This window comes from Escherichia sp. AM3, from assembly GCF_032029835.1.
Lineage (GTDB): Bacteria > Pseudomonadota > Gammaproteobacteria > Enterobacterales > Enterobacteriaceae > Escherichia > Escherichia coli.
Genome location: NZ_JAVUPQ010000001.1, coordinates 196397 through 219505 on the forward strand (window position 1 = coordinate 196397; position 23109 = coordinate 219505).

The 23109-nt window shown below is 52.2% G+C and carries 19 protein-coding genes and 1 pseudogene; 11 read left to right on the forward strand and 9 right to left on the reverse strand.

Annotation, left to right across the window (positions count from 1 at the left end):
- Positions 1-5: 5 nt before the first annotated feature.
- On the reverse strand, positions 6-209 hold the full coding sequence (gene aaeX / locus RTW80_RS00970; RefSeq protein WP_000051841.1) for a p-hydroxybenzoic acid efflux pump operon protein AaeX: 204 nt from the start codon (positions 207-209) through the stop codon (positions 6-8).
- A gap of 182 nt (positions 210-391) precedes the next feature.
- Between aaeX and aaeR the strand changes: the two genes are divergently transcribed.
- Positions 392-1321 (forward strand): HTH-type transcriptional activator AaeR, encoded by a 930-nt coding sequence (gene aaeR / locus RTW80_RS00975; RefSeq protein WP_000440317.1) that lies wholly within the window; start codon positions 392-394, stop codon positions 1319-1321.
- A gap of 133 nt (positions 1322-1454) precedes the next feature.
- Here the strand turns inward: aaeR and tldD are convergent, their stop codons facing one another.
- The 8 genes from tldD to csrD form a co-directional block, all read right to left on the reverse strand.
- Complete coding sequence (gene tldD / locus RTW80_RS00980) at positions 1455-2900, reverse strand: metalloprotease TldD (RefSeq protein WP_000055909.1); 1446 nt, start codon at positions 2898-2900, stop codon at positions 1455-1457.
- Positions 2901-3238: 338 nt separating this feature from the next.
- Positions 3239-7039 (reverse strand): AsmA2 domain-containing protein YhdP, encoded by a 3801-nt coding sequence (gene yhdP, locus RTW80_RS00985; RefSeq protein ID WP_063119377.1) that lies wholly within the window; start codon positions 7037-7039, stop codon positions 3239-3241.
- Between the two features lie 67 nt (positions 7040-7106).
- A complete protein-coding gene (gene rng, locus RTW80_RS00990) occupies positions 7107-8576 on the reverse strand; it encodes a ribonuclease G (protein WP_000123197.1) in 1470 nt (489 codons plus the stop codon).
- Positions 8566-9159 (reverse strand): nucleoside triphosphate pyrophosphatase YhdE, encoded by a 594-nt coding sequence (gene yhdE, locus RTW80_RS00995; protein ID WP_000203105.1) that lies wholly within the window; start codon positions 9157-9159, stop codon positions 8566-8568. The genes rng and yhdE overlap by 11 nt, the downstream gene beginning before the upstream one ends.
- Before the next feature lie 8 nt (positions 9160-9167).
- On the reverse strand, positions 9168-9656 hold the full coding sequence (mreD, locus tag RTW80_RS01000) for a rod shape-determining protein MreD (RefSeq protein ID WP_000179409.1): 489 nt from the start codon (positions 9654-9656) through the stop codon (positions 9168-9170).
- Entirely contained in the window at positions 9656-10759 is a 1104-nt protein-coding gene (gene mreC, locus RTW80_RS01005) for a rod shape-determining protein MreC (protein ID WP_000802511.1), read from the reverse strand. The genes mreD and mreC overlap by 1 nt, the downstream gene beginning before the upstream one ends.
- 65 nt (positions 10760-10824) lie before the next feature.
- Positions 10825-11868 carry a rod shape-determining protein MreB gene (mreB, locus tag RTW80_RS01010; protein WP_000913396.1) on the reverse strand — a complete coding sequence of 348 codons (1044 nt, stop codon included), beginning with the start codon at positions 11866-11868 and terminating at the stop codon, positions 10825-10827.
- A gap of 304 nt (positions 11869-12172) precedes the next feature.
- Positions 12173-14113: an RNase E specificity factor CsrD gene (gene csrD / locus RTW80_RS01015; RefSeq protein ID WP_312718158.1), complete on the reverse strand. Its 1941-nt coding sequence runs from the start codon at positions 14111-14113 to the stop codon at positions 12173-12175.
- A 151-nt stretch (positions 14114-14264) separates the two neighbouring features.
- Here csrD and RTW80_RS01020 point away from each other — a divergent pair, with 151 nt between their 5' ends.
- The 10 genes and pseudogenes from RTW80_RS01020 to fis all read left to right on the forward strand — a co-directional run bounded on the left by RTW80_RS01020 (position 14265) and on the right by fis (position 23103).
- Entirely contained in the window at positions 14265-15239 is a 975-nt protein-coding gene (locus tag RTW80_RS01020; RefSeq protein ID WP_001148480.1) for an MDR family oxidoreductase, read from the forward strand.
- 36 nt (positions 15240-15275) lie between these two features.
- Entirely contained in the window at positions 15276-16106 is an 831-nt protein-coding gene (locus tag RTW80_RS01025; protein ID WP_000838307.1) for a hypothetical protein, read from the forward strand.
- A 158-nt stretch (positions 16107-16264) separates the two neighbouring features.
- Positions 16265-16567: pseudogene (locus tag RTW80_RS01030) on the forward strand (sulfoxide reductase heme-binding subunit YedZ); the annotation flags it as partial.
- 404 nt (positions 16568-16971) lie between these two features.
- Positions 16972-17442, forward strand: coding sequence for an acetyl-CoA carboxylase biotin carboxyl carrier protein (gene accB, locus RTW80_RS01035; RefSeq protein WP_000354622.1), 471 nt, complete (start codon positions 16972-16974; stop codon positions 17440-17442).
- A 10-nt stretch (positions 17443-17452) separates the two neighbouring features.
- Positions 17453-18802, forward strand: coding sequence for an acetyl-CoA carboxylase biotin carboxylase subunit (gene accC, locus RTW80_RS01040; RefSeq protein ID WP_000884639.1), 1350 nt, complete (start codon positions 17453-17455; stop codon positions 18800-18802).
- A 108-nt stretch (positions 18803-18910) separates the two neighbouring features.
- Complete coding sequence (locus RTW80_RS01045; RefSeq protein WP_000381173.1) at positions 18911-19153, forward strand: YhdT family protein; 243 nt, start codon at positions 18911-18913, stop codon at positions 19151-19153.
- Positions 19143-20594 (forward strand): sodium/pantothenate symporter, encoded by a 1452-nt coding sequence (gene panF, locus RTW80_RS01050; protein ID WP_001175728.1) that lies wholly within the window; start codon positions 19143-19145, stop codon positions 20592-20594. Before RTW80_RS01045 ends, panF begins: the two co-directional genes overlap by 11 nt.
- 11 nt (positions 20595-20605) lie before the next feature.
- Positions 20606-21487, forward strand: coding sequence for a 50S ribosomal protein L11 methyltransferase (gene prmA, locus RTW80_RS01055; protein WP_001145827.1), 882 nt, complete (start codon positions 20606-20608; stop codon positions 21485-21487).
- Between the two features lie 328 nt (positions 21488-21815).
- Positions 21816-22781 carry a tRNA dihydrouridine synthase DusB gene (gene dusB / locus RTW80_RS01060; protein WP_001219652.1) on the forward strand — a complete coding sequence of 322 codons (966 nt, stop codon included), beginning with the start codon at positions 21816-21818 and terminating at the stop codon, positions 22779-22781.
- A 25-nt stretch (positions 22782-22806) separates the two neighbouring features.
- Positions 22807-23103, forward strand: a complete 297-nt coding sequence (fis, locus tag RTW80_RS01065) for a DNA-binding transcriptional regulator Fis (protein ID WP_000462905.1) — start codon at positions 22807-22809, stop codon at positions 23101-23103.
- Positions 23104-23109 lie beyond the last annotated feature (6 nt).

Genomic DNA, 23109 nt, shown 5'->3' on the forward strand with positions numbered 1-23109 from the left:
CAACCTCAAACGAACAGTCGCGATATCAAATAAAACAAGCAGCAATAGAGCGCGGTGTTGAACAACGCCGGATGCCAGACAAAGTCGTAGATACCTGTTGGCACAAGTACCCGGCGCACCAGCCAGAAAATCGCCAGTGATAAAAGCAATTCAAAAAATATCGGTGGGAAGGACAGCCCAAACACCACGATAACGGGAAACAGACTCATGTCGACCTTGGTTGTATAGAGAGAGCAGGCGTTATTATTTTCAGCATCTGTCGCCGCAGAGAAGGGCATGGAAAGCCGGGCGAGAGCAACATTGCTGTAGATTGATATTTAATATATTAGCGTAACTGTTATGCTGTTATCTATATTATGTGATCTAAATCACTTTTAAGTCAGAGTGAATAATGGAACGACTAAAACGCATGTCGGTGTTTGCCAAAGTAGTTGAATTTGGCTCTTTTACCGCCGCCGCCAGACAGCTACAGATGAGCGTTTCGTCCATCAGTCAGACGGTGTCAAAACTGGAAGATGAGTTGCAGGTAAAGCTGTTAAACCGTAGTACACGCAGCATTGGTCTGACTGAAGCCGGCAGAATTTACTACCAGGGCTGCCGTCGGATGCTCCATGAAGTGCAGGATGTTCATGAGCAACTGTATGCCTTCAATAACACCCCCATCGGGACGCTGCGCATTGGCTGTTCTTCAACTATGGCACAAAATGTTCTCGCCGGGCTGACAGCAAAAATGCTGAAAGAATACCCAGGTTTGAGCGTCAATCTGGTTACCGGAATTCCTGCCCCCGACCTGATTGCCGATGGTCTGGATGTGGTAATCCGCGTCGGCGCGTTGCAGGATTCCAGCCTGTTTTCCCGCCGTCTGGGCGCGATGCCGATGGTGGTGTGCGCCGCGAAAAGCTATCTCACACAATACGGCATACCGGAAAAACCCGCCGATTTGAGTAGTCATTCATGGCTTGAATACAGCGTGCGGCCCGACAATGAATTTGAACTGATCGCACCGGAAGGGATCTCGACTCGCCTGATCCCACAAGGAAGATTTGTGACTAATGATCCGATGACGCTGGTGCGCTGGCTGACGGCGGGTGCCGGGATCGCCTACGTGCCGCTGATGTGGGTGATCAACGAGATCAATCGTGGGGAGCTGGAGATCCTGCTGCCGCGTTACCAGTCAGATCCACGCCCGGTTTATGCGTTGTATACCGAAAAAGATAAACTGCCGCTGAAGGTACAGGTCGTGATCAACTCGCTGACGGATTATTTTGTTGAGGTCGGTAAATTGTTTCAGGAGATGCATGGGCGCGGGAAAGAGAAGTAATTCATATTGTACTGTTACGTTGTTCAAACCTGTGCCAACGGGTTCCCCTCACCCTAACCCTCTCCCCAAAGGGGCGAGGGGACCGTTCGTGCACGTAGAAAGATTAATTATCCTTCTGAAAATAGTGAAATTATTACGCAGTACCGCCAACAGTCAGGTTATCGACTTTCAACGTTGGCTGGCCCACGCCAACCGGCAAACTTTGCCCTTCTTTACCGCAGACACCCACGCCGTTATCCAGTTTCAGGTCGTTGCCAACCATCGAAATCTGCTGCATGGTTTCGATACCGGAACCAATCAACGTTGCGCCTTTCACCGGCTTCGTTACTTTACCGTTTTCAATCAGATATGCTTCTGAAGTGGAGAAAACGAATTTGCCGGAGGTGATATCCACCTGACCGCCACCAAAGTTCGGTGCATAGATACCGTACTCAACGGATTCAATAATTTCCTGCGGGGTCGATTTACCCGGCAGCATATAGGTGTTGGTCATACGCGGCATGGGCAGATGGGCGTAGGATTCACGGCGACCGTTGCCAGTCGGCGTCATCCCCATCAAACGCGCGTTGAGTTTATCCTGCATGTAGCCTTTCAGAATGCCGTTCTCAATCAGCACGTTGTACTGGCCTGGCGTACCTTCGTCATCAATCGCCACCGAACCTCGGCGATCGACCATCGTGCCATCATCAACCACGGTACACAGTTCTGAAGCCACCAGCTCCCCGACCTGTCCACTAAATACTGAAGTGCCACGGCGGTTGAAGTCGCCTTCCAGACCGTGACCAACCGCTTCATGCAACAGCACGCCCGGCCAACCTGCGCCAAGTACTACCGGCATGGTGCCCGCTGGTGCAGCAACGGCAGAAAGATTGACCAGCGCCATACGCACTGCTTCTTTTGCCCATGCATCCGCACGGACTTCGCCGTCGAGATCGGCAAGGAAGAATTCATAACCAAAACGACCGCCGCCGCCACTGGCACCGCGTTCGCGTTTGCCATCTTCTTCGACGAGAACGCTCACGGAAAGACGCACCAGCGGACGGACATCCGCCGCTAGCGTGCCGTCGGTGGCCGCAACCAAAATTAATTCATAGACACCACTGAGGCTGGCAGTCACTTCCTGTACGCGCTTGTCCGCTTCGCGGGCAACCTTATCGACGCGACGCAGGATATCCAGCTTCTCTTCACGGCTCATGCTTTGCAGCGGATCTACCGAGGTATACAACGGGCTATGCTCTACCGCGCCCAGCGTCTGTACTTTACCATCACCACTATCACGGACGATGGTGCGCGCCGCTTGCGCACTCTGTTCCAGCGCCAGCAGGCTGATTTGGTCAGCGTAAGCAAATCCGGTTTTTTCACCGCTGATTGCACGCACACCAACGCCCTGATCGATGTTGTAAGAACCATCTTTAATAATGCGGTCTTCTAAAACCCAGGATTCGTGATAGCTCGACTGAAAATAGAGATCGCCATAATCAAGGCGACGTTCGGCCAGTTGACCGAGGATCGCGAACAAGTCCTGATGTTTCAGGCCGTTCGCCGCTAGCAATTGTTCACTTACCAGGTTAAGACTCATCGTTTTTGCTACTCGTTAGTTACTGCAGTAGAGGATTTTTTACGGCTGCCGGATGCGGCGTGAACGCCCTATCCAGCCTACGGTTATGTTCCGGTTTGTAGGCCTGATAAGACGCACAGCGTCGCATCAGGCAACGGCTGTCGGATGCGGCGTAAACGCCTTATCCGACCTACGGTTATGTTCCGTTTGTAGGCCTGATAAGACGCACAGCGTCGCATCAGGCAACGGCTGCCGGATGCGGCGTGAACGCCCTATCCGACCTACGGTTATGTTCTGGCTCGTTGGCCTTTGGCAACGATTATCCTATGAGATTGGGGCAATTACGCGCCCTCGTCAAATCATTGCGCTTTTTCTTTACGCGGTTGGCGCAACACTTCGTTGATTTGCGGATCGTCCAGCGGACCCGAAATGTGATAGCGCAAAATGGAGACTTTGCTCCACAGCGGCCCCAGCACTTTACTGGCGGCAAACACTGCCGCGCCAACAATGGGGTTAACCGCAAAAGCCGCAGCCACGCCCACCGTCGCAGAAATCTCTGGTGCGACAACCGCTTCCATATTCAGGTCGCGACGTACCAGATTTACCGACCCTTTCATGGCGATATCCGCCTCCAGGCCATCCACCAGCGTGTCGTCGGTGTGCATAACGCCGTCTTTAATCCACGCGGTGCTGCGAATGGAGTCAAAATAGAACCCTTCGCCAAAAGTGTCTCTGAAATCAAAACGCAGCTTACGCATCAGGGCATCTACGCTCAATAAGCGCAGCAATTGCCCGGCATGTCCGGTATTGATTTCGGTAATTTCGCCTTTACCCAGTTGAGTATGAATGATGCCATTCAACGTCGCCTCATCTGGCTGCCACGGTGCTTTACGCCAGTGTAAATCGTAATCCACATTAAATGACGACTGCCGTATGGGCGTCGTGACACCAAAAAATTCTGCGGCGGCATCAATTTTCTGCCCGCGCAGTTTTCCTTTCAGCGAGGTACGTTCATTCCCCGGATTATTAACCCATTCACCATCGGCAGTAAGCCGCGAGAAACCAGTATCAATCAGTCCATTGGTCAGCGTTAATGTATCGCCAGAAATGGTGAGATCACTGTCAATACGACCGAATTTTTGCCCCCAGAACCAGCACTCTGCGCATCGTATTTGTGCGTCCGGCCAGCCACGGAAGTTAATGCGCTCCGTTGTCGGGAAAGGTGATGACGGCGTTGAATCACCACGAGTTTTCGCCACGCTCGGGTTGTAATAAAGATATTTGATATTCGCCAGCCACGGCGCGTTATTACGCATCGCCAGCGTGGCGTTGATTTCACGCCCTTGCGCCTCAACCTGGGTGCCATTTGCCGTCGGTTGCGAAACAATACTCAGGTTATTCCATTGCTGATTTCCCAGCGACAACATAGGCGTACGTAACGTTATGTGTTGTGGGAAACTCGCTGCACCACCGACACTCTCCGCCGCACCTTTCTGAAACAGGGCCAGCCACTCGGCACCATTCATCGGCGGCATATTGAGTTCAACACCACTTTGTTCCGGCAACGGCGGGAGCGTTTTACTGTCTGCCGCCCAAATAGCACGGTCGAGCGTCAGCTTTTGACCGAGCAACCAGCGGCTATTGAAATGGTTATCCGCACCAGCCTGTCCGGTTAAATCAAAGCTGTTGAGATTGCCATCAACCTTAACGTTTACCGGCAGTGGTTCACCCGCAGGTTTGGCTAACGGTGAAGGTAAGTGACTGCTCACATTCTTCAAATCGCCGTTTAGCTCTACGTTATACGTCGCGCCAGCATGATAAGGCAGAACAATGCCCACTTTACCATCCCACGCCACGCTGCCACTCAATGCTTCGTTCACCGCTGCAGGCAGAACGCCGGTTTTCGCCGGTTGCCAGTTACCGTTGAGGTTTACCGCTACCTGGTAGGCTTTTGCCCCTTCTTTGGTGGAAAAATCCACGTTCAACGGCTGATTAAACCAGCTTGCTGTCAGTGATTCACTTTGCAGATCGCCATTGATAAAGCTGAATTTACCGCTCAAATTTTTCAGGGTGCTGGCGAGTGGTTTGATAAACAGACTGTTATTACGCAGCGTCACTTCACCTTTCGCGGTTACCAGCTCGCCGTTCAGCGGGATATCAAGATGTAAGCGAGCATTCACATCGCCGTCGAGCTGGAGTTCTTGCAGGGTCGCACCCAGAGAATCTTTCAGCGGTGTCTCATCAAAGTAAGGGCCAACGGCTTTACCCGGACCTTTAATGTCAGCGTCAATCAGCAGTTTTTCTTTTGAGTAGTCAGGGATCACTGCGGTAAGATTACTCGCGCGCACGCCGCCCAGATTAACGCCATCGGTTTTCATCCATAAACCGTCGTTAATAAAGTCCAGTTCAATATCAAGGTTAGTTAATGCAGGCCAGTCCGGCTGGAAGGCAAACTTCGCGTTGCGCAGCGGCACCAGCACTTCAAACTGACCTTCGTTGTGTTTATAGGGGAAGAGTTGCGGATTGCCACCATAAACCAGCGTCGCGTTATCCGCTTCACCGCCCTGAATCGCGCCACTTAAGTAATCAACCAGGTCTTTACCCATCAAGTTTTCCGGGAAATAGCGCCAGGCTTGTGAACCATCATCGGTACTGATGCCAGCCAGAATACCCAGCCAGGGTTCATCGTTAGCAGGTTGCAGGTAACGAAAACCGCCGCGCGCATGGACGGCTTTGGCTTTAACGTCAATATTACGCCCATCCAGCTGGAAACCTTTGTTATTGTTCAGCCAGCTTATAGTTGCCTGGCCGTCGGCGATTTCTAGTGGCGCACGGAATACCGTTTCGTAAGGCATCTTTGCCTGCTTCATCGACGCGGTAAGCAAACCATTTTCAACGCTGCCGGAAAGCGTCCCGGAGAAGTGTTCCGCACCCGGTAATAATTTCCATTGCTTCCAGGCCAGATCGCTCCACGATGCCTGAAAACGGGTCTTGTCTGCCGCCTGAAGCGGGATATCCAGCGCCAGAGTGTTAATCTTGCCGCTCGGTTGTGTGGAGCGCCAAACATCACCCAGTGCAGGTGAAAGTTTCGCGGCCAGCGGGCGTATGCCCTCCAGGCCTGCCAGCTCCAGATTACTGGCGCGAATCCGGAGTTCGTCACTGCGTTTATTGTCTTTGCCGCCAACGTCCTGTTCCGGTATCCAGGCCAGCGTCAATGCTCCGCTCGGCCAGGGTTTGCCGTCCATCGTGATCCGTGTATCGGGAATAGAGAACTGCCAGCCCGGATTTTCACGCGTAATATGCGCGGTCAGATTATCCACCGACAGCGTATGCGTTTGCTTCTCGCCCAACCAGCTGGCACCGCCCTGTTTCAGCCAGACGTCACCGCCGGTTACATCGCCTTTGTCGATCGTCATCCAGCCTTCAAGGGAGAACTGTGCCGTTTCCAGCGCAATATTGTCCTGCATCCATTTACCGAGCCACGGCTTCAGGTCGATGTCATCCGCCTGGAGCCAGACGCGACCATTGCTTAACAACCCCTCATCATCGCGCAAATCCATGCGCACCTGCATCACGCCGTGCTGTCCGGTAAGGCTGGAGAGGCTTACCAGGCCTTCCGCACGGTGTCGACGTGGATCGTTCAGCCAGGTGAGTTGTGGGATCGCCAGCTCGGCGCGCTGACCGGATGGCGTCAGGAAACTGACTTCACTGTCGCGAAGATCGAAATGGTCAAATTGACGAAGAAACAGATCGCTGATGTGACTGGCTTCCAGACTGTCATCACTACCACCGCTGGTGATAGGAGTGTTGGTGCGAAAGCGCAGCTGCCAGAAAGTGAGGTCGCGAAACTGCCAGCGCATATGTAACAGGCTCTGCCAGACATCCAGCGCCAGAGTAACGCGTTTAACCGAAAATTCGCCGCCATCTTTTAGTTCTGCACGGATGTCGTGTGCTTCAAGCGTCGGGCCAAAATTCTGCCAGCTGGCTGAGAGCTGACTGGCTTCTACCGGCATGCCAGTCGCGGATTCTATTTTGTTGAGGATTTCCGGACGCCAGGCGTCAAGATGCGGTAAAGCAATACGCAGGCCGCTAACCAGCAGGGCAGCGATCACAACGAGCGCGGCTCCAGTAAGCAGTAAAATCCCCGGCAATCGCCTCACCCGTCACTCCTTGTCTGCTAAAAATGTGACTCAAAAACCCTTTGCCGGATGGCGGCCCAGCATCTGTTTACATCATTACGACGTCAAACTGCTCCTGGTTATAGAGCGGTTCAATTTGTACTTTAACCTGTTTGCCAACGAAAATTTCCACTTCCGCCAGCGAGTGTGACTCTTCGCCTTTCAAGGCTTCAGCTACTGCCGGAGAAGCATAGACCAGGAAACGGTCGGAGTCGTAAGCATGGTGGACACGAACAATCTCGCGCATGATTTCATAGCATACCGTTTCCACGGTTTTCACCGTTCCGCGACCGTGGCAGGTTGGGCATTCGTTACACAGTACGTGCTCAATGCTTTCGCGGGTGCGTTTACGCGTCATCTCCACCAGCCCCAGCGCCGAAAAACCATTAACGCTGGTTTTCACCCGGTCTTTGCTCAACGCCTGCTCCAGCGAGTGCAGCACTCGGCGGCGGTGATCTTCATTATTCATATCGATGAAATCAATAATGATAATCCCGCCCAGATTACGCAACCGTAACTGGCGAGCGATAGCCTGCGTCGCTTCAATATTGGTATTGAAAATGGTGTCGTCCAGATTGCGATGACCGACAAACGCTCCGGTATTGATGTCCACGGTGGTCATCGCTTCGGTCTGGTCGATAATGAGATAACCACCGGATTTCAGTTCTACTTTGCGTTCCAGCGCTCGCTGGATTTCGTTTTCGACATCAAAGAGATCGAAAATCGGCTGGCGTCCTGTGTAATGCTCCAGCTTGCTTGTCATCTCGGGAATGTACTCCGAGGTGAACTCAAGTAACGCTTCGTAAGTCAGGCGTGAGTCAACGCGAATGCGGTCCAGTTCGGCATCGGCGAAATCACGCAGAACACGCTGCGCCAGCGCCAGTTCGCCGTACAGCTGATAACGGGTCTGCGGGCGTTTTTTACGCTCCATAACTTTGGTCCAGACGCGTTTCAGATAAGCGGCATCGGAGGCCAGTTCAGCCTCGCCAACCCCTTCCGCTGCGGTACGGATGATAAACCCGCCCTGCTCGTCGCAATACTCTGCGACCACTTTTTTCAGGCGTTCACGTTCTGATTCGCTTTCAATACGTTGGGAAACCCCAACGTGAGAAGCCCCTGGCATAAACACCAGATAGCGAGAAGGGAGCGTGATATCGGTGGTCAGGCGCGCACCTTTAGTGCCAAGCGGATCTTTCACCACCTGCACCATCAGATCTTGCCCCTGACGAACCAGTTCCGAGATGTCGCGCACCGTGAATTGCTTTTGTTCTTCACCCGCCACACATTCGGTGTGCGGCATGATGTCGGATGCATGAAGAAACGCGGCTTTATCCAGCCCAATATCTACAAAAGCCGCCTGCATACCCGGAAGTACACGACTTACACGACCCTTGTAGATATTGCCTACTATTCCGCGTCGCGCCTCACGTTCAATATGAATTTCCTGCAGAATACCGCCATCAATATACGCCACTCGCGTTTCCGAAGGCGTTACGTTTACTAACAATTCAGCCGTCATGTTTATCCCTTTTCTCACGCAGTGCGTTAAAATTACTTAATAATTCATACGTTTCAACCAGCGGTAAGCCGACTACGGCGTGATAGCTGCCATTTATCTTCCTGACAAAACAGCCACCCAGCCCCTGAATACCGTATGCACCTGCTTTATCTAACGGTTCATCGCTGGCGACATAGCCCGCGATGTCTTCGTCTGTTAACGTTCTGAAAGTCACATCGGTGACCACCAGGCAATCGAGAATGTGCTGGCTGTCGGCCAACGCCACTGCTGTCATCACCTGATGGGTCTGACCCGATAATTTGCGCAACATCTGCGCCGCATGCTCTGCGTCGCGCGGTTTCTCCAGCACTTCTCCGTTCAGGATAACGATAGTATCCGCACCCAGCACCGGGAGATCCTTCGCCGTTTGCGCGACACCTGCCCGTGCTTTCTCGCGCGCCAGACGCACAACATACTGCTGCGCGCTCTCCTGCGGCTGACGCTGCTCCTCAATGCCCGTAACAATACGTTCAAAGGTCACGCCAAGTTGCGCAAGTAACTCCTGACGACGCGGAGAACCGGAAGCTAAATACAGAGAAGTCATAGAAACCTTTATTGCACTGCAAACTGCTGACGGACTTTGCGCATCAGCAAGAAAATCCACGGCCAGAGCACCCCATTGACTACACTACTCCAGAACACTTCCGGTCTGAAAGAGACGTTAATCACTAAAAACTCTGCCCAGAAAACAATAATATCCACCACCAGCGAAAGCAACATGACGACCAGCGCCTGCTGCCATAATGCGAGGTTGCGGAAAAGCTGGTATTTCAGCGCCACCAGGTAAGCAATGATGCTCATCGCCAATACGCGTACGCCAAGCGTCGAGCCGCTGATCAGATCCAGTATGGCACCCATCACAAAACCTGTGCCCACATTTACGCGATGAGGCAAGGCCAGGATCCAATACAACAAGATGAGTAACACCCAGTTTGGCCGGAAAACAATCAGGTTATCTGGCCAGGGCATGATTTGCAGCAACAGCGCAATGAGGAAAGAGAGCCAGATTACCCAGCGTCCCTGGCTACGATAGCTCGCCACTATTGCCCTCCCGGCGCACGCGCAGGCGGTTGAGCACCACTTTGCGGCGGCGTAGCCCTTTGTGGAGAGCGATTAGCAGCAGGCTGTGTCGGCGCAGCAGGCGCAGTAGCTGCATTTCCTGTCGCCGGTTGCTGCGGAGTCGGCTGAGCGATCCCCGTTGCCGGTTCAGGTAACTTTGGCCCCATCGCGTCTGGCGAAGGCAATACCTGCGGCATCATCTGCATCAGACGTTCATTAGCAACACGATGCACCTCTTCCGGCGTCATCGGGTTAGCGCCGTTACGATCTGCCCCCCACAGCAGCAGCAGATAACGCAAACGTTGCAGCCCTGCAGTCGGACGCGCCTGAATCACAGTATAAGCGCGCTGGGTATCGAGTTTTACGGAAGAGACAACCGCGACCGGATAGCCTTCCGGGAAACGACCGCCCAGACCGGAAGTCACCAGCACATCACCAACACGAATATCCGTATTCGCCGGCAGATGCTCAAGCTGCAAATCATCCGTACAACCGTTACCGGCTGCAATTACGCGGATATCGTTGCGCAGCACCTGGATTGGCAGCGCGTGGGTCGCATCACAAATCAGCAGCACGCGACTGGTCAGTTTAGCGACGGCCACCACCTGACCAACAACACCTTTGTCGCTGATGACCGGCTGGCCTTCATAAACGCCATTAACGCTACCTTTATCGATAACAACTTGATCGCTATAAGGATCGTTAACCGTGGAGATAACCTGAGTCACCATTTTCTGCTCATCCTGACGCAGCGGGGAACCCAGCAGCTCGCGCAGACGCGCGTTCTCCTGTTTGTATTGTCCAAGCATCAGCAGTTCACTGTTTTTCAGCAACAGTTCCTGACGTAACGCCCGGTTTTCAAGTTCTAATTGGTCACGCGAGGCCAGCGTCTGCGATACGCCATCCAGCAATTCACGAGGAGCATTGGAAACAAAGTAGAAAGGACTGACGGCGGTATCCATATAAGTACGGATTTGACTGAACGTCCCCAGGCGGCTGTCGGCAATAATAATGCCGAGCGCCACCAGCACCGCCAGAATAAGGCGAATCTGTAGCGACGGGCCACGGCTAAAAATTGGCTTCATAAGTTATGCGTATTCTCGTATCAGACCAGGCAGGGTAAACAGACACTTCCCCTGCCTGCATCCGATTACTCTTCGCTGAACAGGTCGCCGCCGTGCATGTCGATCATTTCCAGCGCTTTGCCGCCACCGCGCGCCACACAGGTCAGCGGGTCTTCAGCAACAACGACTGGAATGCCGGTTTCTTCCATTAACAAACGGTCAAGGTTACGCAGCAGTGCGCCACCACCGGTGAGCACCATGCCGCGCTCGGAGATGTCGGAAGCCAGTTCCGGCGGGCACTGTTCCAGTGCAACCATTACCGCGCTCACAATACCGGTCAGCGGTTCCTGCAGTGCTTCGAGGATTTCATTGGAGTTCAGGGTAAAACCGCGTGGAACACCTTCTGCCAGGTTACGGCCACGAACTTCGATTTCACGGACTTCATCGCCCGGATAAGCCGAACCGATTTCGTGCTTGATACGTTCTGCGGTGGCTTCACCGATCAGAGAACCGTAATTACGACGCACATAGTTGATGATAGCTTCGTCGAAACGGTCACCACCAATGCGCACAGAAGAGGAGTAAACCACACCGTTCAAGGAGATAACAGCAACTTCAGTGGTACCACCACCGATATCAACCACCATAGAACCGGTCGCTTCAGAAACCGGCAGGCCAGCACCAATTGCGGCAGCCATCGGTTCTTCAATCAGGAAGACTTCACGGGCACCAGCGCCCTGCGCGGATTCACGAATTGCGCGGCGTTCAACCTGGGTCGCGCCAACCGGCACACAAACCAGAACGCGCGGGCTTGGACGCATAAAGCTGTTGCTGTGCACTTGTTTGATGAAGTGCTGGAGCATTTTTTCAGTCACGAAGAAGTCGGCGATAACGCCGTCTTTCATTGGGCGAATGGCAGCAATATTGCCCGGCGTACGGCCCAGCATCTGCTTCGCGTCATGACCTACTGCAGCTACGCTTTTCGGTGAACCGGCACGATCCTGACGAATGGCCACCACGGAAGGCTCATTCAATACGATGCCTTGTCCTTTTACATAAATGAGGGTATTCGCAGTACCCAGGTCAATGGACAAGTCATTGGAAAACATGCCACGAAATTTTTTCAACATACTAAGGGATAATCCTGAAAGCTGGGGCGGAAAAGAAAATCCGCTTACTTTACCAACCACACGCAGCAGCGACAAGGCGCAAAAATCATCTGCTACGGTGAAAATTAGTGCAGTTCGTTTCCTTTGTTACAAATCTCTGCCTGAGTCCAGAAAGGCTTAATGCATCAGCAGCATTCCTCGCCTGTTTGCAACCGCGTAAGGTCATTCATCTGCATATGTGCTGCAACAATCTGGCGAGCAGACAAGCACACTCCCATGAGACGCAGCGCGCGTTATTCTACGTGAAAACGGATTAAACGGCAGGTTAAACCGAGTATCTTTGTGAATATTTTTTCACGTTAGTATCAAGTGGCTGTGAGGACGCGAAAAAATCCCCTTGCCCGCCTGTAACACCGCGCTGAATCAGGGTCTGCCACTCGCTTCGCGAACGCACGCCGGTGGCGTAAACCTGGGTGCTGGTCCCGGAGCAGGCTTCCACCAGGCTTTGAACCAGCAGCTGGTTCTCCGTTCGCTTCTCAATGTTTCTGACCAGCCCCGGATGGAGCTTGAGTAACTCAACATTAAGTTCTTTGATCCAACTGGTACTTACCAGCGTCAAACCAGCCTGGTTGACGGCTACCCGTACCCCTAAAGCATTCACTAAACGAATAACAGGTTGTAAACGACTGATATGTTGACCTACATCGGCCTCTGCAAGTTCAATAATCATGCGTTTTCGTTGTGATTTTTCACATTGCATTAACGTATCGCGCAGCCAACGCTGAAAACGCGGGCGAATCAGCGACTCAACGGTAACCTGAATCGCCAGATTTTCCTCTGGCCAGTAACGCAATAGTGGAATAAGACGGCTGATTTGCAGACGGTCATACTCTTCCGATAAGCCAAACTGCAAGACCATCGGCATATACTCCGCCGAGCTAACCTCTTCATTACCATCGAAGATGCGGCACATGAGTTCGCGATGATGAACCTGACCTTCGCGAGTAACCGCCGGTTTTTGATAAAGGCGCGGGCCGCCGCGACTGAGCATTTGCTCGATAAGCGTACGCCAGCGAACATTACCGCGTCCTTTTTCAGGCAACGAGTCATCGTAAATAGCCCAGCTATTGCCGCCCTGCAATCCCGCATTACGCGTGGCAGACTCTGCATGTTCCATTACCTGCTCGGTATCCTGACCACTACGCCAGGCGCAGATACCAATGTGGATCATATCGTCGCGATCGAGCATTTTATTGTTCGGCAAGGTATCAACGGCTTTGATTAACTGACCGGCGATGCTCTCTGCCTCTTTTAACGTCCGGTGCGGTAACAGCGCAGCAAAATCACTGCGGTGGTAACGCGCCAGCAGTGCGCCAGGGTAGAGCATCATAAATGTCGACAGCAGATTCGTCAGAGTGAAGAACTGTTCTTCAACCTGGCTGTGCCCCCAGGTATCGCTCAACATATTGAAATCCGGCAGACGAATCATCATCACGATCCCGTGGGTACCTACTTTCTCCTGATCTTCCAGTAACGTTGCTAACTGATTATCGAAAAAGAGTCGGTTATTGAGGCCGGTTTTCACGTCCTGGGCGGCATAAGAGCGGATCAGCGTATCAAGACGGCTGTGTTGTTCGCGTGCGTTCTGAATTTCACGAAGCAGCGTATCCAGCGCACTGCTGGTTCTGGGCGGCCATTCATAGATGGTTCCCAACACATTAGAGCCACGCTCACCGTTTAAGATACGAGTAGCCCGGGTTTCCAGCAATTCTTGCCCGGCAAGTTGCCGTTGTAACCAGCGTACCGCCAGGAAGAGCATAACAATGATAAAGCCAATCGCCCCCGTGAGCGGCGCGGTGGTCATCAACGAATGGAAATAGTTGCCCATCGGATCCTGATAAACCAGACGCAACGACATCCCCGGATGCTTTATCAACGGAACGCTCAGTTCGCGAAACAGATCGCTGGAGCCAACTGGACGATAACTACCATTTCTGGCCAGGGTATAAACCTGTTTATCACCATGGAGCAGGTCTACACGAACGATATCTGCCGACATCATTAATTCGGTAATTTGTGGCCTTAATACGCTGAAGTCATTCGACACAAGGTGGGTATCAATCGCCGTCGCCACCGCCTGAACGCGATGACTAAACTTATACTGAATGGCGTTGTAGAAACTTAGCGAACAGCCCAGCAAAGTCACAAAAATTGTTAACCCGGTGAGCAGCGTAACAAAGGCCGAAAATTTCGTCGTTAATCTCATCCTTGTGTTAACTCCGATAGTGAGGAAGCGGGCATACTAGCAAATCAGATTTATCTCGCAATTTATTGCGCTTCATCGGCTTTGCTTTTCCATTAGCGAGTATAGTCTTCAGAAATTATTTTCCAATCCATCATGCACATGAGGACCACTTATGCAGGCGTTACTTTTAGAACAGCAGGACGGCAAAACTCTCGCATCAGTACAGACTCTGGACGAAAGTCGCCTGCCGGAGGGCGATGTCACGGTCGATGTTCACTGGTCGAGCCTGAACTATAAAGATGCGCTGGCGATTACCGGTAAGGGAAAAATCATCCGTAATTTTCCGATGATTCCTGGGATCGATTTTGCCGGAACTGTACGCACCAGCGAAGATCCGCGTTTTCATGCCGGTCAGGAGGTGTTACTCACTGGCTGGGGCGTTGGTGAAAACCACTGGGGTGGGCTGGCGGAGCAGGCGCGAGTGAAAGGTGACTGGCTGGTTGCCATGCCGCAAGGGCTGGACGCGCGTAAAGCAATGATTATCGGTACTGCCGGTTTTACCGCCATGCTGTGTGTGATGGCGCTGGAAGATGCCGGTGTTCGCCCGCAGGACGGGGAGATTGTCGTGACGGGTGCCAGTGGTGGCGTCGGCAGTACCGCCGTGGCGCTGCTGCATAAGTTGGGTTATCAGGTCGTTGCCGTTTCCGGTCGCGAAAGTACCCATGAATATCTGAAAAGTTTAGGTGCTAGCCGTGTTCTCCCTCGTGATGAGTTTGCCGAATCCCGTCCTCTGGAAAAACAAGTCTGGGCTGGGGCAATTGACACCGTTGGCGACAAAGTGCTGGCAAAAGTGCTGGCGCAAATGAATTACGGCGGCTGCGTGGCGGCCTGTGGTCTGGCGGGTGGTTTTACTCTGCCAACCACGGTCATGCCATTTATTCTGCGTAATGTCCGTTTGCAAGGGGTGGATTCAGTAATGACGCCACCAGAACGCCGCGCACAAGCCTGGCAGCGACTGGTCGCCGATTTACCGGAATCATTCTATACCCAGGCGGCAAAAGAGATATCTCTGGCAGAGGCACCGAAGTTTGCCGAGGCCATCATTAATAACCAGATCCAGGGTCGCACGCTGGTGAAGGTTAACTAACCATTTAGCAAGGAATAATAAGAGAGGGAACTCATTTTGAAATCATTATTCAATCGGTTAACGGGAAAAGCGGTTAGCCGGACAGCTTTCGTCGAACATCTTGGTCAGGAAGTTGTACAACATCATCCAAACTGGAAAGTCATGATTTCGACTGACCATAAATTGATGCGCATTGATACGGGTCACCAAACGGTGGAAATCACCCTTGATGATGCCTACAAACGTTATCAAGCCGCACCAGACCCGCTGCAAGAAGTGGCTGCAGATATGCTGAAACAGCTTGCAGAAATGCTGCCGACCGGGCGCTGTATTGTTCCGGTGATTAAAGAAAAAGCCTGGCTGGATACCGTTCGCCAACAGCTTAGCCAGTATGAGTCTGATCCAGAGGTCCTCAACGCCTCGCTGGATTTTGCCTGGGAAGACTTTAACGATGAGTTAATTATCTTGTTTGCTGAAGATGGTAGCGAAACCATGCGCTATCTGATGCGCTACGAAGTGACCATTGACCGCGAAAAAGCCATCAGTAATTTGAAGCAAATATTGCCGGAAGTTACGGCTGAAATCGTTGATACAGGCGCAAACGATGGAAAAGTTGCCGTTATCTCCGCAGGGGGTACTTATGAGCCCAGTCTGATGCTCATTGACGATCTTTGGGTGCAATCACCCGATCCTGAATGCGGCGACCTGTTAGTGACCGTTCCCTCCAGAGGAAAACTGTTTTTCACCCACAATGATCAGCCAGCAAATCTCAGTGCATTACGACAGTTAACAGAACAATGCTTCCGTGAGGATGACCATCCTCTGACAACACAGATATTCATCCGCCGTAACGGTCACTTTTATCCCTGGGTAGAAACCTTGCATTAACGCAACCTCCGTCATGCTTGAAAAAGCTTGTCGGAGTATGTGATGAAAACTGCAAACTCACCGAAGCCGATTTTGCTACCAAATCGGCTTTTTTATTGTCAGGTGGCAAATTCTGAAAGCATCAGATAGCCGCACTGCCGCCTGACAAAACAGTTTACCTTCTGCAAAATGGGGGGAATAATCTGATTTTGTTTGACTAAAAATTAATCACTCGAACCTATTTAATGCTGAGCATTGTCAATCGGTTAATTTTGCGTGCTTTAGCATTCACATCTATCCAGACGATGCAGTGAAAATTGGGTAATCCCCAGCAACCGCTGCGTAATGTCGTCTATCTTGTCGCGATCCTGGCATCCCTACATTATTTGTGGTCTGTGAAGATTATCTCATTGCAGCCCCTCATCTTCGCAGGGCTGGCTTTACAGCTTTTCACCTTACGTTATAAGAAGTTCCGTCGATGATGGCGCTAATTTCGTGAATTGTGCGGCTTGTTGCAAATTACACGGTGTTGAAGGTTATTTACATGTTAGCTGTTGATTATCTTCCCTGATAAGACCAGTATTTAGCTGCCAATTGCTACGAAATCGTTATAATGTGCGACCTCGTCCTCCCTGACGCAGTTTTTGCGCTGCGGAAAAGGTGACATTGGCGCAACGAAGGTATATTTTGTTTTTTGCCGGAGGATAGCAGCAGATCGCTGCACAATGTCCGTCAAGTCTAACATTGACACTCTGGGGCAAAATAGACCGGCGTCCCGGCCTGCTGGAATTTATCGCTATGCATACAGCTGTCGGGGCATACGCTTTACAGACGGCGGTGAAACGCCTGTCACAATCACACTAAACAAAGAGTACGGAACCCACTCATGGATATTCGTAAGATTAAAAAACTGATCGAGCTGGTTGAAGAATCAGGCATCTCCGAACTGGAAATTTCTGAAGGCGAAGAGTCAGTACGCATTAGCCGTGCAGCTCCTGCCGCAAGTTTCCCTGTGATGCAACAAGCTTACGCTGCACCAATGATGCAGCAGCCAGCTCAATCTAACGCAGCCGCTCCGGCGACCGTTCCTTCCATGGAAGCGCCAGCAGCAGCGGAAATCAGTGGTCACATCGTACGTTCCCCGATGGTTGGTACTTTCTACCGCACCCCAAGCCCGGACGCAAAAGCGTTCATCGAAGTGGGTCAGAAAGTCAACGTGGGCGATACCCTGTGCATCGTTGAAGCCATGAAAATGATGAACCAGATCGAAGCGGACAAATCCGGTACCGTGAAAGCAATTCTGGTCGAAAGTGGACAACCGGTAGAATTTGACGAGCCGCTGGTCGTCATCGAGTAACGAGGCGAACATGCTGGATAAAATTGTTATTGCCAACCGCGGCGAGATTGCATTGCGTATTCTTCGTGCCTGTAAAGAACTGGGCATCAAGACTGTCGCTGTGCACTCCAGCGCGGATCGCGATCTAAAACACGTATTACTGGCAGATGAAACGGTCTGTATTGGCCCTGCTCCGTCAGTAAAAAGTTATCTGAACATCCCGGCAATCATCAGCGCCGCTGAAATCACCGGCGCAGTAGCAATCCATCCGGGTTACGGCTTCCTCTCCGAGAACGCCAACTTTGCCGAGCAGGTTGAACGCTCCGGCTTTATCTTCATTGGCCCGAAAGCAGAAACCATTCGCCTGATGGGCGACAAAGTATCCGCAATCGCGGCGATGAAAAAAGCGGGCGTCCCTTGCGTACCGGGTTCTGACGGCCCGCTGGGCGACGATATGGATAAAAACCGTGCCATTGCTAAACGCATTGGTTATCCGGTGATTATCAAAGCCTCCGGCGGCGGCGGCGGTCGCGGTATGCGCGTAGTGCGCGGCGACGCTGAACTGGCACAATCCATCTCCATGACCCGTGCGGAAGCGAAAGCTGCTTTCAGCAACGATATGGTTTACATGGAGAAATACCTGGAAAATCCTCGCCACGTCGAGATTCAGGTACTGGCTGACGGTCAGGGCAACGCTATCTATCTGGCGGAACGTGACTGCTCCATGCAACGCCGCCACCAGAAAGTGGTCGAAGAAGCGCCAGCACCGGGCATTACCCCGGAACTGCGTCGCTACATCGGCGAACGTTGCGCTAAAGCGTGTGTTGATATCGGCTATCGCGGTGCAGGTACTTTCGAGTTCCTGTTCGAAAACGGCGAGTTCTATTTCATCGAAATGAACACCCGTATTCAGGTAGAACACCCGGTTACAGAAATGATCACCGGCGTTGACCTGATCAAAGAACAGCTGCGTATCGCTGCCGGTCAACCGCTGTCGATCAAGCAAGAAGAAGTTCACGTTCGCGGCCATGCGGTGGAATGTCGTATCAACGCCGAAGATCCGAACACCTTCCTGCCAAGTCCGGGCAAAATCACCCGTTTCCACGCACCTGGCGGTTTTGGCGTACGTTGGGAGTCTCATATCTACGCGGGCTACACCGTACCGCCGTACTATGACTCAATGATCGGTAAGCTGATTTGCTACGGTGAAAACCGTGACGTGGCGATTGCCCGCATGAAGAATGCGCTGCAGGAGCTGATCATCGACGGTATCAAAACCAACGTTGATCTGCAGATCCGCATCATGAATGACGAGAACTTCCAGCATGGTGGCACTAACATCCACTATCTGGAGAAAAAACTCGGTCTTCAGGAAAAATAAGACTGCTAAAGCGTCAAAAGGCCGGATTTTCCGGCCTTTTTTATTACTGGGGATCGACAACCCCCATAAGGTACAATCCCCGCTTTCTTCACCCATCAGGGACAAAAAATGGACACTCGTTTTGTTCAGGCCCATAAAGAGGCGCGCTGGGCGCTGGGGCTGACCCTTTTGTATCTGGCAGTTTGGTTAGTAGCCGCTTACTTATCTGGCGTTGCCCCCGGTTTTACCGGCTTTCCGCGCTGGTTTGAGATGGCCTGCATCCTGACGCCGCTGCTGTTTATTGGACTGTGCTGGGCGATGGTGAAATTTATCTATCGCGATATCCCACTGGAGGATGACGATGCAGCTTGAAGTAATTCTACCGCTGGTCGCCTATCTGGTGGTGGTGTTCGGTATCTCGGTTTATGCGATGCGTAAACGGAGCACCGGCACCTTCCTTAATGAGTATTTCCTCGGCAGCCGCTCTATGGGCGGTATTGTGCTGGCGATGACGCTCACCGCGACCTATATCAGTGCCAGTTCGTTTATCGGCGGGCCAGGAGCTGCTTATAAATACGGGCTGGGCTGGGTATTGCTGGCGATGATTCAGCTTCCTGCAGTCTGGCTTTCACTCGGTATTCTCGGCAAGAAGTTTGCGATTCTTGCGCGCCGCTACAATGCAGTGACGCTGAACGATATGCTGTTTGCCCGCTACCAGAGTCGTCTTCTGGTGTGGCTGGCGAGTTTGAGTTTGCTGGTTGCGTTCGTTGGTGCGATGACCGTGCAGTTTATCGGCGGTGCGCGCCTGCTGGAAACCGCGGCGGGTATTCCTTATGAAACCGGGCTGCTGATTTTTGGTATCAGCATTGCGTTATATACCGCCTTTGGTGGCTTTCGCGCCAGCGTGCTGAACGACACCATGCAAGGGCTTGTGATGCTGATTGGCACCGTTGTGCTGCTTATTGGCGTAGTACATGCCGCTGGCGGCTTAAGTAACGCAGTACAGACCTTGCAAACCATCGATCCGCAACTGGTTACGCCACAAGGCGCTGACGATATTCTGTCGCCTGCCTTTATGACGTCGTTCTGGGTACTGGTGTGTTTTGGCGTGATTGGCCTGCCGCATACTGCGGTGCGCTGTATCTCTTATAAAGACAGCAAAGCCGTACATCGGGGGATCATCATCGGTACGATTGTGGTCGCAATTCTGATGTTCGGTATGCACCTGGCCGGAGCGTTAGGTCGGGCGGTGATCCCCGATCTCACCGTACCGGATCTGGTGATCCCAACGTTAATGGTAAAAGTGCTGCCACCGTTTGCTGCCGGGATCTTCCTGGCTGCACCGATGGCTGCGATCATGTCGACAATTAACGCCCAACTGCTGCAAAGTTCCGCTACGATCATTAAAGATCTCTATCTGAATATCCGTCCGGATCAAATGCAAAACGAGACGCGTCTGAAGCGGATGTCGGCGGTAATTACGTTAGTTCTCGGCGCGTTGCTGCTGCTTGCCGCCTGGAAGCCGCCAGAAATGATCATCTGGCTGAATTTGTTGGCCTTCGGTGGGCTGGAAGCCGTTTTCCTGTGGCCGCTGGTGCTGGGTCTTTACTGGGAACGCGCCAACGCCAAAGGCGCGCTAAGTGCGATGATCGTTGGCGGCGTGCTGTATGCCGTACTCGCGACGCTGAATATTCAGTACCTGGGCTTCCACCCTATCGTGCCCTCGTTACTACTAAGTTTGCTGGCTTTCCTGGTCGGAAACCGTTTCGGTACATCCGTCCCGCAAGCTACCGTTTTGACTACTGATAAATAAAGAGTTTTGCCATGCCTTGGATCCAACTGAAACTGAACACCACCGGCGCGAACGCGGAAGATCTTAGCGATGCGCTGATGGAAGCGGGTGCCGTTTCTATCACTTTTCAGGATACCCACGATACGCCAGTATTTGAACCGCTGCCGGGCGAAACGCGCCTGTGGGGCGACACCGATGTGATTGGTCTGTTCGACGCTGAAACCGATATGAACGACGTGGTGGCGATTCTGGAAAACCATCCGCTGCTCGGCGCAGGCTTCGCGCATAAAATCGAACAACTAGAAGATAAAGACTGGGAGCGCGAATGGATGGATAATTTCCACCCGATGCGCTTTGGTGAACGACTGTGGATCTGCCCTAGCTGGCGTGATGTGCCGGACGAAAACGCCGTCAACGTGATGTTAGATCCAGGGCTGGCGTTTGGTACGGGTACCCATCCAACCACCTCTCTGTGCCTGCAATGGCTCGACAGCCTCGATTTAACCGGTAAAACAGTCATCGACTTTGGCTGTGGTTCCGGCATTCTGGCGATCGCGGCGCTGAAACTGGGTGCAGCAAAAGCCATTGGTATTGATATCGATCCGCAGGCGATTCAGGCCAGCCGCGATAACGCCGAACGTAATGGCGTTTCTGACCGTCTGGAACTCTACTTACCGAAAGATCAGCCAGAAGAAATGAAAGCCGACGTGGTGGTCGCTAACATCCTTGCAGGCCCATTACGTGAACTGGCACCGTTAATCAGCGTCCTGCCGGTTTCAGGCGGTTTGCTGGGCCTTTCCGGTATTCTGGCAAGCCAGGCAGAGAGCGTTTGTGAAGCTTATGCCGATAGCTTCGCACTGGACCCGGTCGTGGAAAAAGAAGAGTGGTGCCGTATTACCGGTCGTAAGAATTAACCTTCGCATCGCCGTAGGGTGACGCGGGGCGAAGTGCGAGCAAGCTCACAAAAGGCACGTAAATTTGCCGATTATTTACGCAAATTTGCGTGCCAAAATTTTCATTCATAAAGAAAAATTGAGAACTTACTCAAATTTCTTTGAGTGTAAATTTTAGTCACTATTTTCTAATATGATGATTTTTATGAGTAATTATCGCACCACGCTCATTTTAAATGCAATTCTTTGATCCATCTCAGAGGATTGGTCAAAGTTTGGCCTTTCATCTCGTGCAAAAAATGCGTAATATACGCCGCCTTGCAGTCACAGTATGGTCATTTCTTAACTCATGCGCATCGGACAATATCAGCTCAGAAATCGCCTGATCGCAGCGCCCATGGCTGGCATTACAGACAGACCTTTTCGGACGTTGTGCTACGAGATGGGAGCCGGATTGACAGTATCCGAGATGATGTCTTCTAACCCACAGGTTTGGGAAAGCGACAAATCTCGTTTACGGATGGTGCACATTGATGAACCCGGTATTCGCACCGTGCAAATTGCTGGTAGCGATCCGAAAGAAATGGCAGATGCAGCACGTATTAACGTGGAAAGCGGTGCCCAGATTATTGATATCAATATGGGTTGCCCGGCTAAAAAAGTGAATCGCAAGCTCGCAGGTTCAGCCCTCTTGCAGTACCCGGATGTCGTTAAATCGATCCTTACCGAGGTCGTCAATGCAGTGGACGTTCCTGTTACCCTGAAGATTCGCACCGGCTGGGCACCGGAACACCGTAACTGCGAAGAGATTGCCCAACTGGCTGAAGACTGTGGCATTCAGGCTCTGACCATTCATGGCCGTACACGCGCCTGTTTGTTCAATGGAGAAGCTGAGTACGACAGTATTCGGGCAGTTAAGCAGAAAGTTTCCATTCCGGTTATCGCGAATGGCGACATTACTGACCCGCTTAAAGCCAGAGCTGTGCTCGACTATACAGGGGCGGATGCCCTGATGATAGGCCGCGCAGCTCAGGGAAGACCCTGGATCTTTCGGGAAATCCAGCATTATCTGGACACTGGGGAGTTGCTGCCCCCGCTGCCTTTGGCAGAGGTTAAGCGCTTGCTTTGCGCGCACGTTCGGGAACTGCATGACTTTTATGGTCCGGCAAAAGGGTACCGAATTGCACGTAAACACGTTTCCTGGTATCTCCAGGAACACGCTCCAAATGACCAGTTTCGGCGCACATTCAACGCCATTGAGGATGCCAGCGAACAGCTGGAGGCGTTGGAGGCATACTTCGAAAATTTTGCGTAAACAGAAATAAAGAGCTGACAGAACTATGTTCGAACAACGCGTAAATTCTGACGTACTGACCGTTTCTACCGTTAACTCTCAGGATCAGGTAACCCAAAAACCCCTGCGTGACTCGGTTAAACAGGCACTGAAGAACTATTTTGCTCAACTGAATGGTCAGGATGTGAATGACCTCTATGAGCTGGTACTGGCTGAAGTAGAACAGCCCCTGTTGGACATGGTGATGCAATACACCCGTGGTAACCAGACCCGTGCTGCGCTGATGATGGGCATCAACCGTGGTACGCTGCGTAAAAAATTGAAAAAATACGGCATGAACTAAAGTCAA

What these genes read in the sequence shown, in the direction of transcription:
- accC (WP_000884639.1), top strand. Translation starts at nt 17,453, where the DNA reads ATGCTGGATAAAATTGTTATTGCCAACCGCGGCGAGATTGCATTGCGT.
- mreC (WP_000802511.1), bottom strand. Translation starts at nt 10,759, where the DNA reads ATGAAGCCAATTTTTAGCCGTGGCCCGTCGCTACAGATTCGCCTTATT.
- mreB (WP_000913396.1), bottom strand. Translation starts at nt 11,868, where the DNA reads ATGTTGAAAAAATTTCGTGGCATGTTTTCCAATGACTTGTCCATTGAC.
- rng (WP_000123197.1), bottom strand. Translation starts at nt 8,576, where the DNA reads ATGACGGCTGAATTGTTAGTAAACGTAACGCCTTCGGAAACGCGAGTG.
- csrD (WP_312718158.1), bottom strand. Translation starts at nt 14,113, where the DNA reads ATGAGATTAACGACGAAATTTTCGGCCTTTGTTACGCTGCTCACCGGG.
- tldD (WP_000055909.1), bottom strand. Translation starts at nt 2,900, where the DNA reads ATGAGTCTTAACCTGGTAAGTGAACAATTGCTAGCGGCGAACGGCCTG.
- panF (WP_001175728.1), top strand. Translation starts at nt 19,143, where the DNA reads ATGCAGCTTGAAGTAATTCTACCGCTGGTCGCCTATCTGGTGGTGGTG.
- accB (WP_000354622.1), top strand. Translation starts at nt 16,972, where the DNA reads ATGGATATTCGTAAGATTAAAAAACTGATCGAGCTGGTTGAAGAATCA.
- RTW80_RS01045 (WP_000381173.1), top strand. Translation starts at nt 18,911, where the DNA reads ATGGACACTCGTTTTGTTCAGGCCCATAAAGAGGCGCGCTGGGCGCTG.
- yhdE (WP_000203105.1), bottom strand. Translation starts at nt 9,159, where the DNA reads ATGACTTCTCTGTATTTAGCTTCCGGTTCTCCGCGTCGTCAGGAGTTA.
- prmA (WP_001145827.1), top strand. Translation starts at nt 20,606, where the DNA reads ATGCCTTGGATCCAACTGAAACTGAACACCACCGGCGCGAACGCGGAA.
- dusB (WP_001219652.1), top strand. Translation starts at nt 21,816, where the DNA reads ATGCGCATCGGACAATATCAGCTCAGAAATCGCCTGATCGCAGCGCCC.
- RTW80_RS01020 (WP_001148480.1), top strand. Translation starts at nt 14,265, where the DNA reads ATGCAGGCGTTACTTTTAGAACAGCAGGACGGCAAAACTCTCGCATCA.
- aaeR (WP_000440317.1), top strand. Translation starts at nt 392, where the DNA reads ATGGAACGACTAAAACGCATGTCGGTGTTTGCCAAAGTAGTTGAATTT.
- aaeX (WP_000051841.1), bottom strand. Translation starts at nt 209, where the DNA reads ATGAGTCTGTTTCCCGTTATCGTGGTGTTTGGGCTGTCCTTCCCACCG.
- fis (WP_000462905.1), top strand. Translation starts at nt 22,807, where the DNA reads ATGTTCGAACAACGCGTAAATTCTGACGTACTGACCGTTTCTACCGTT.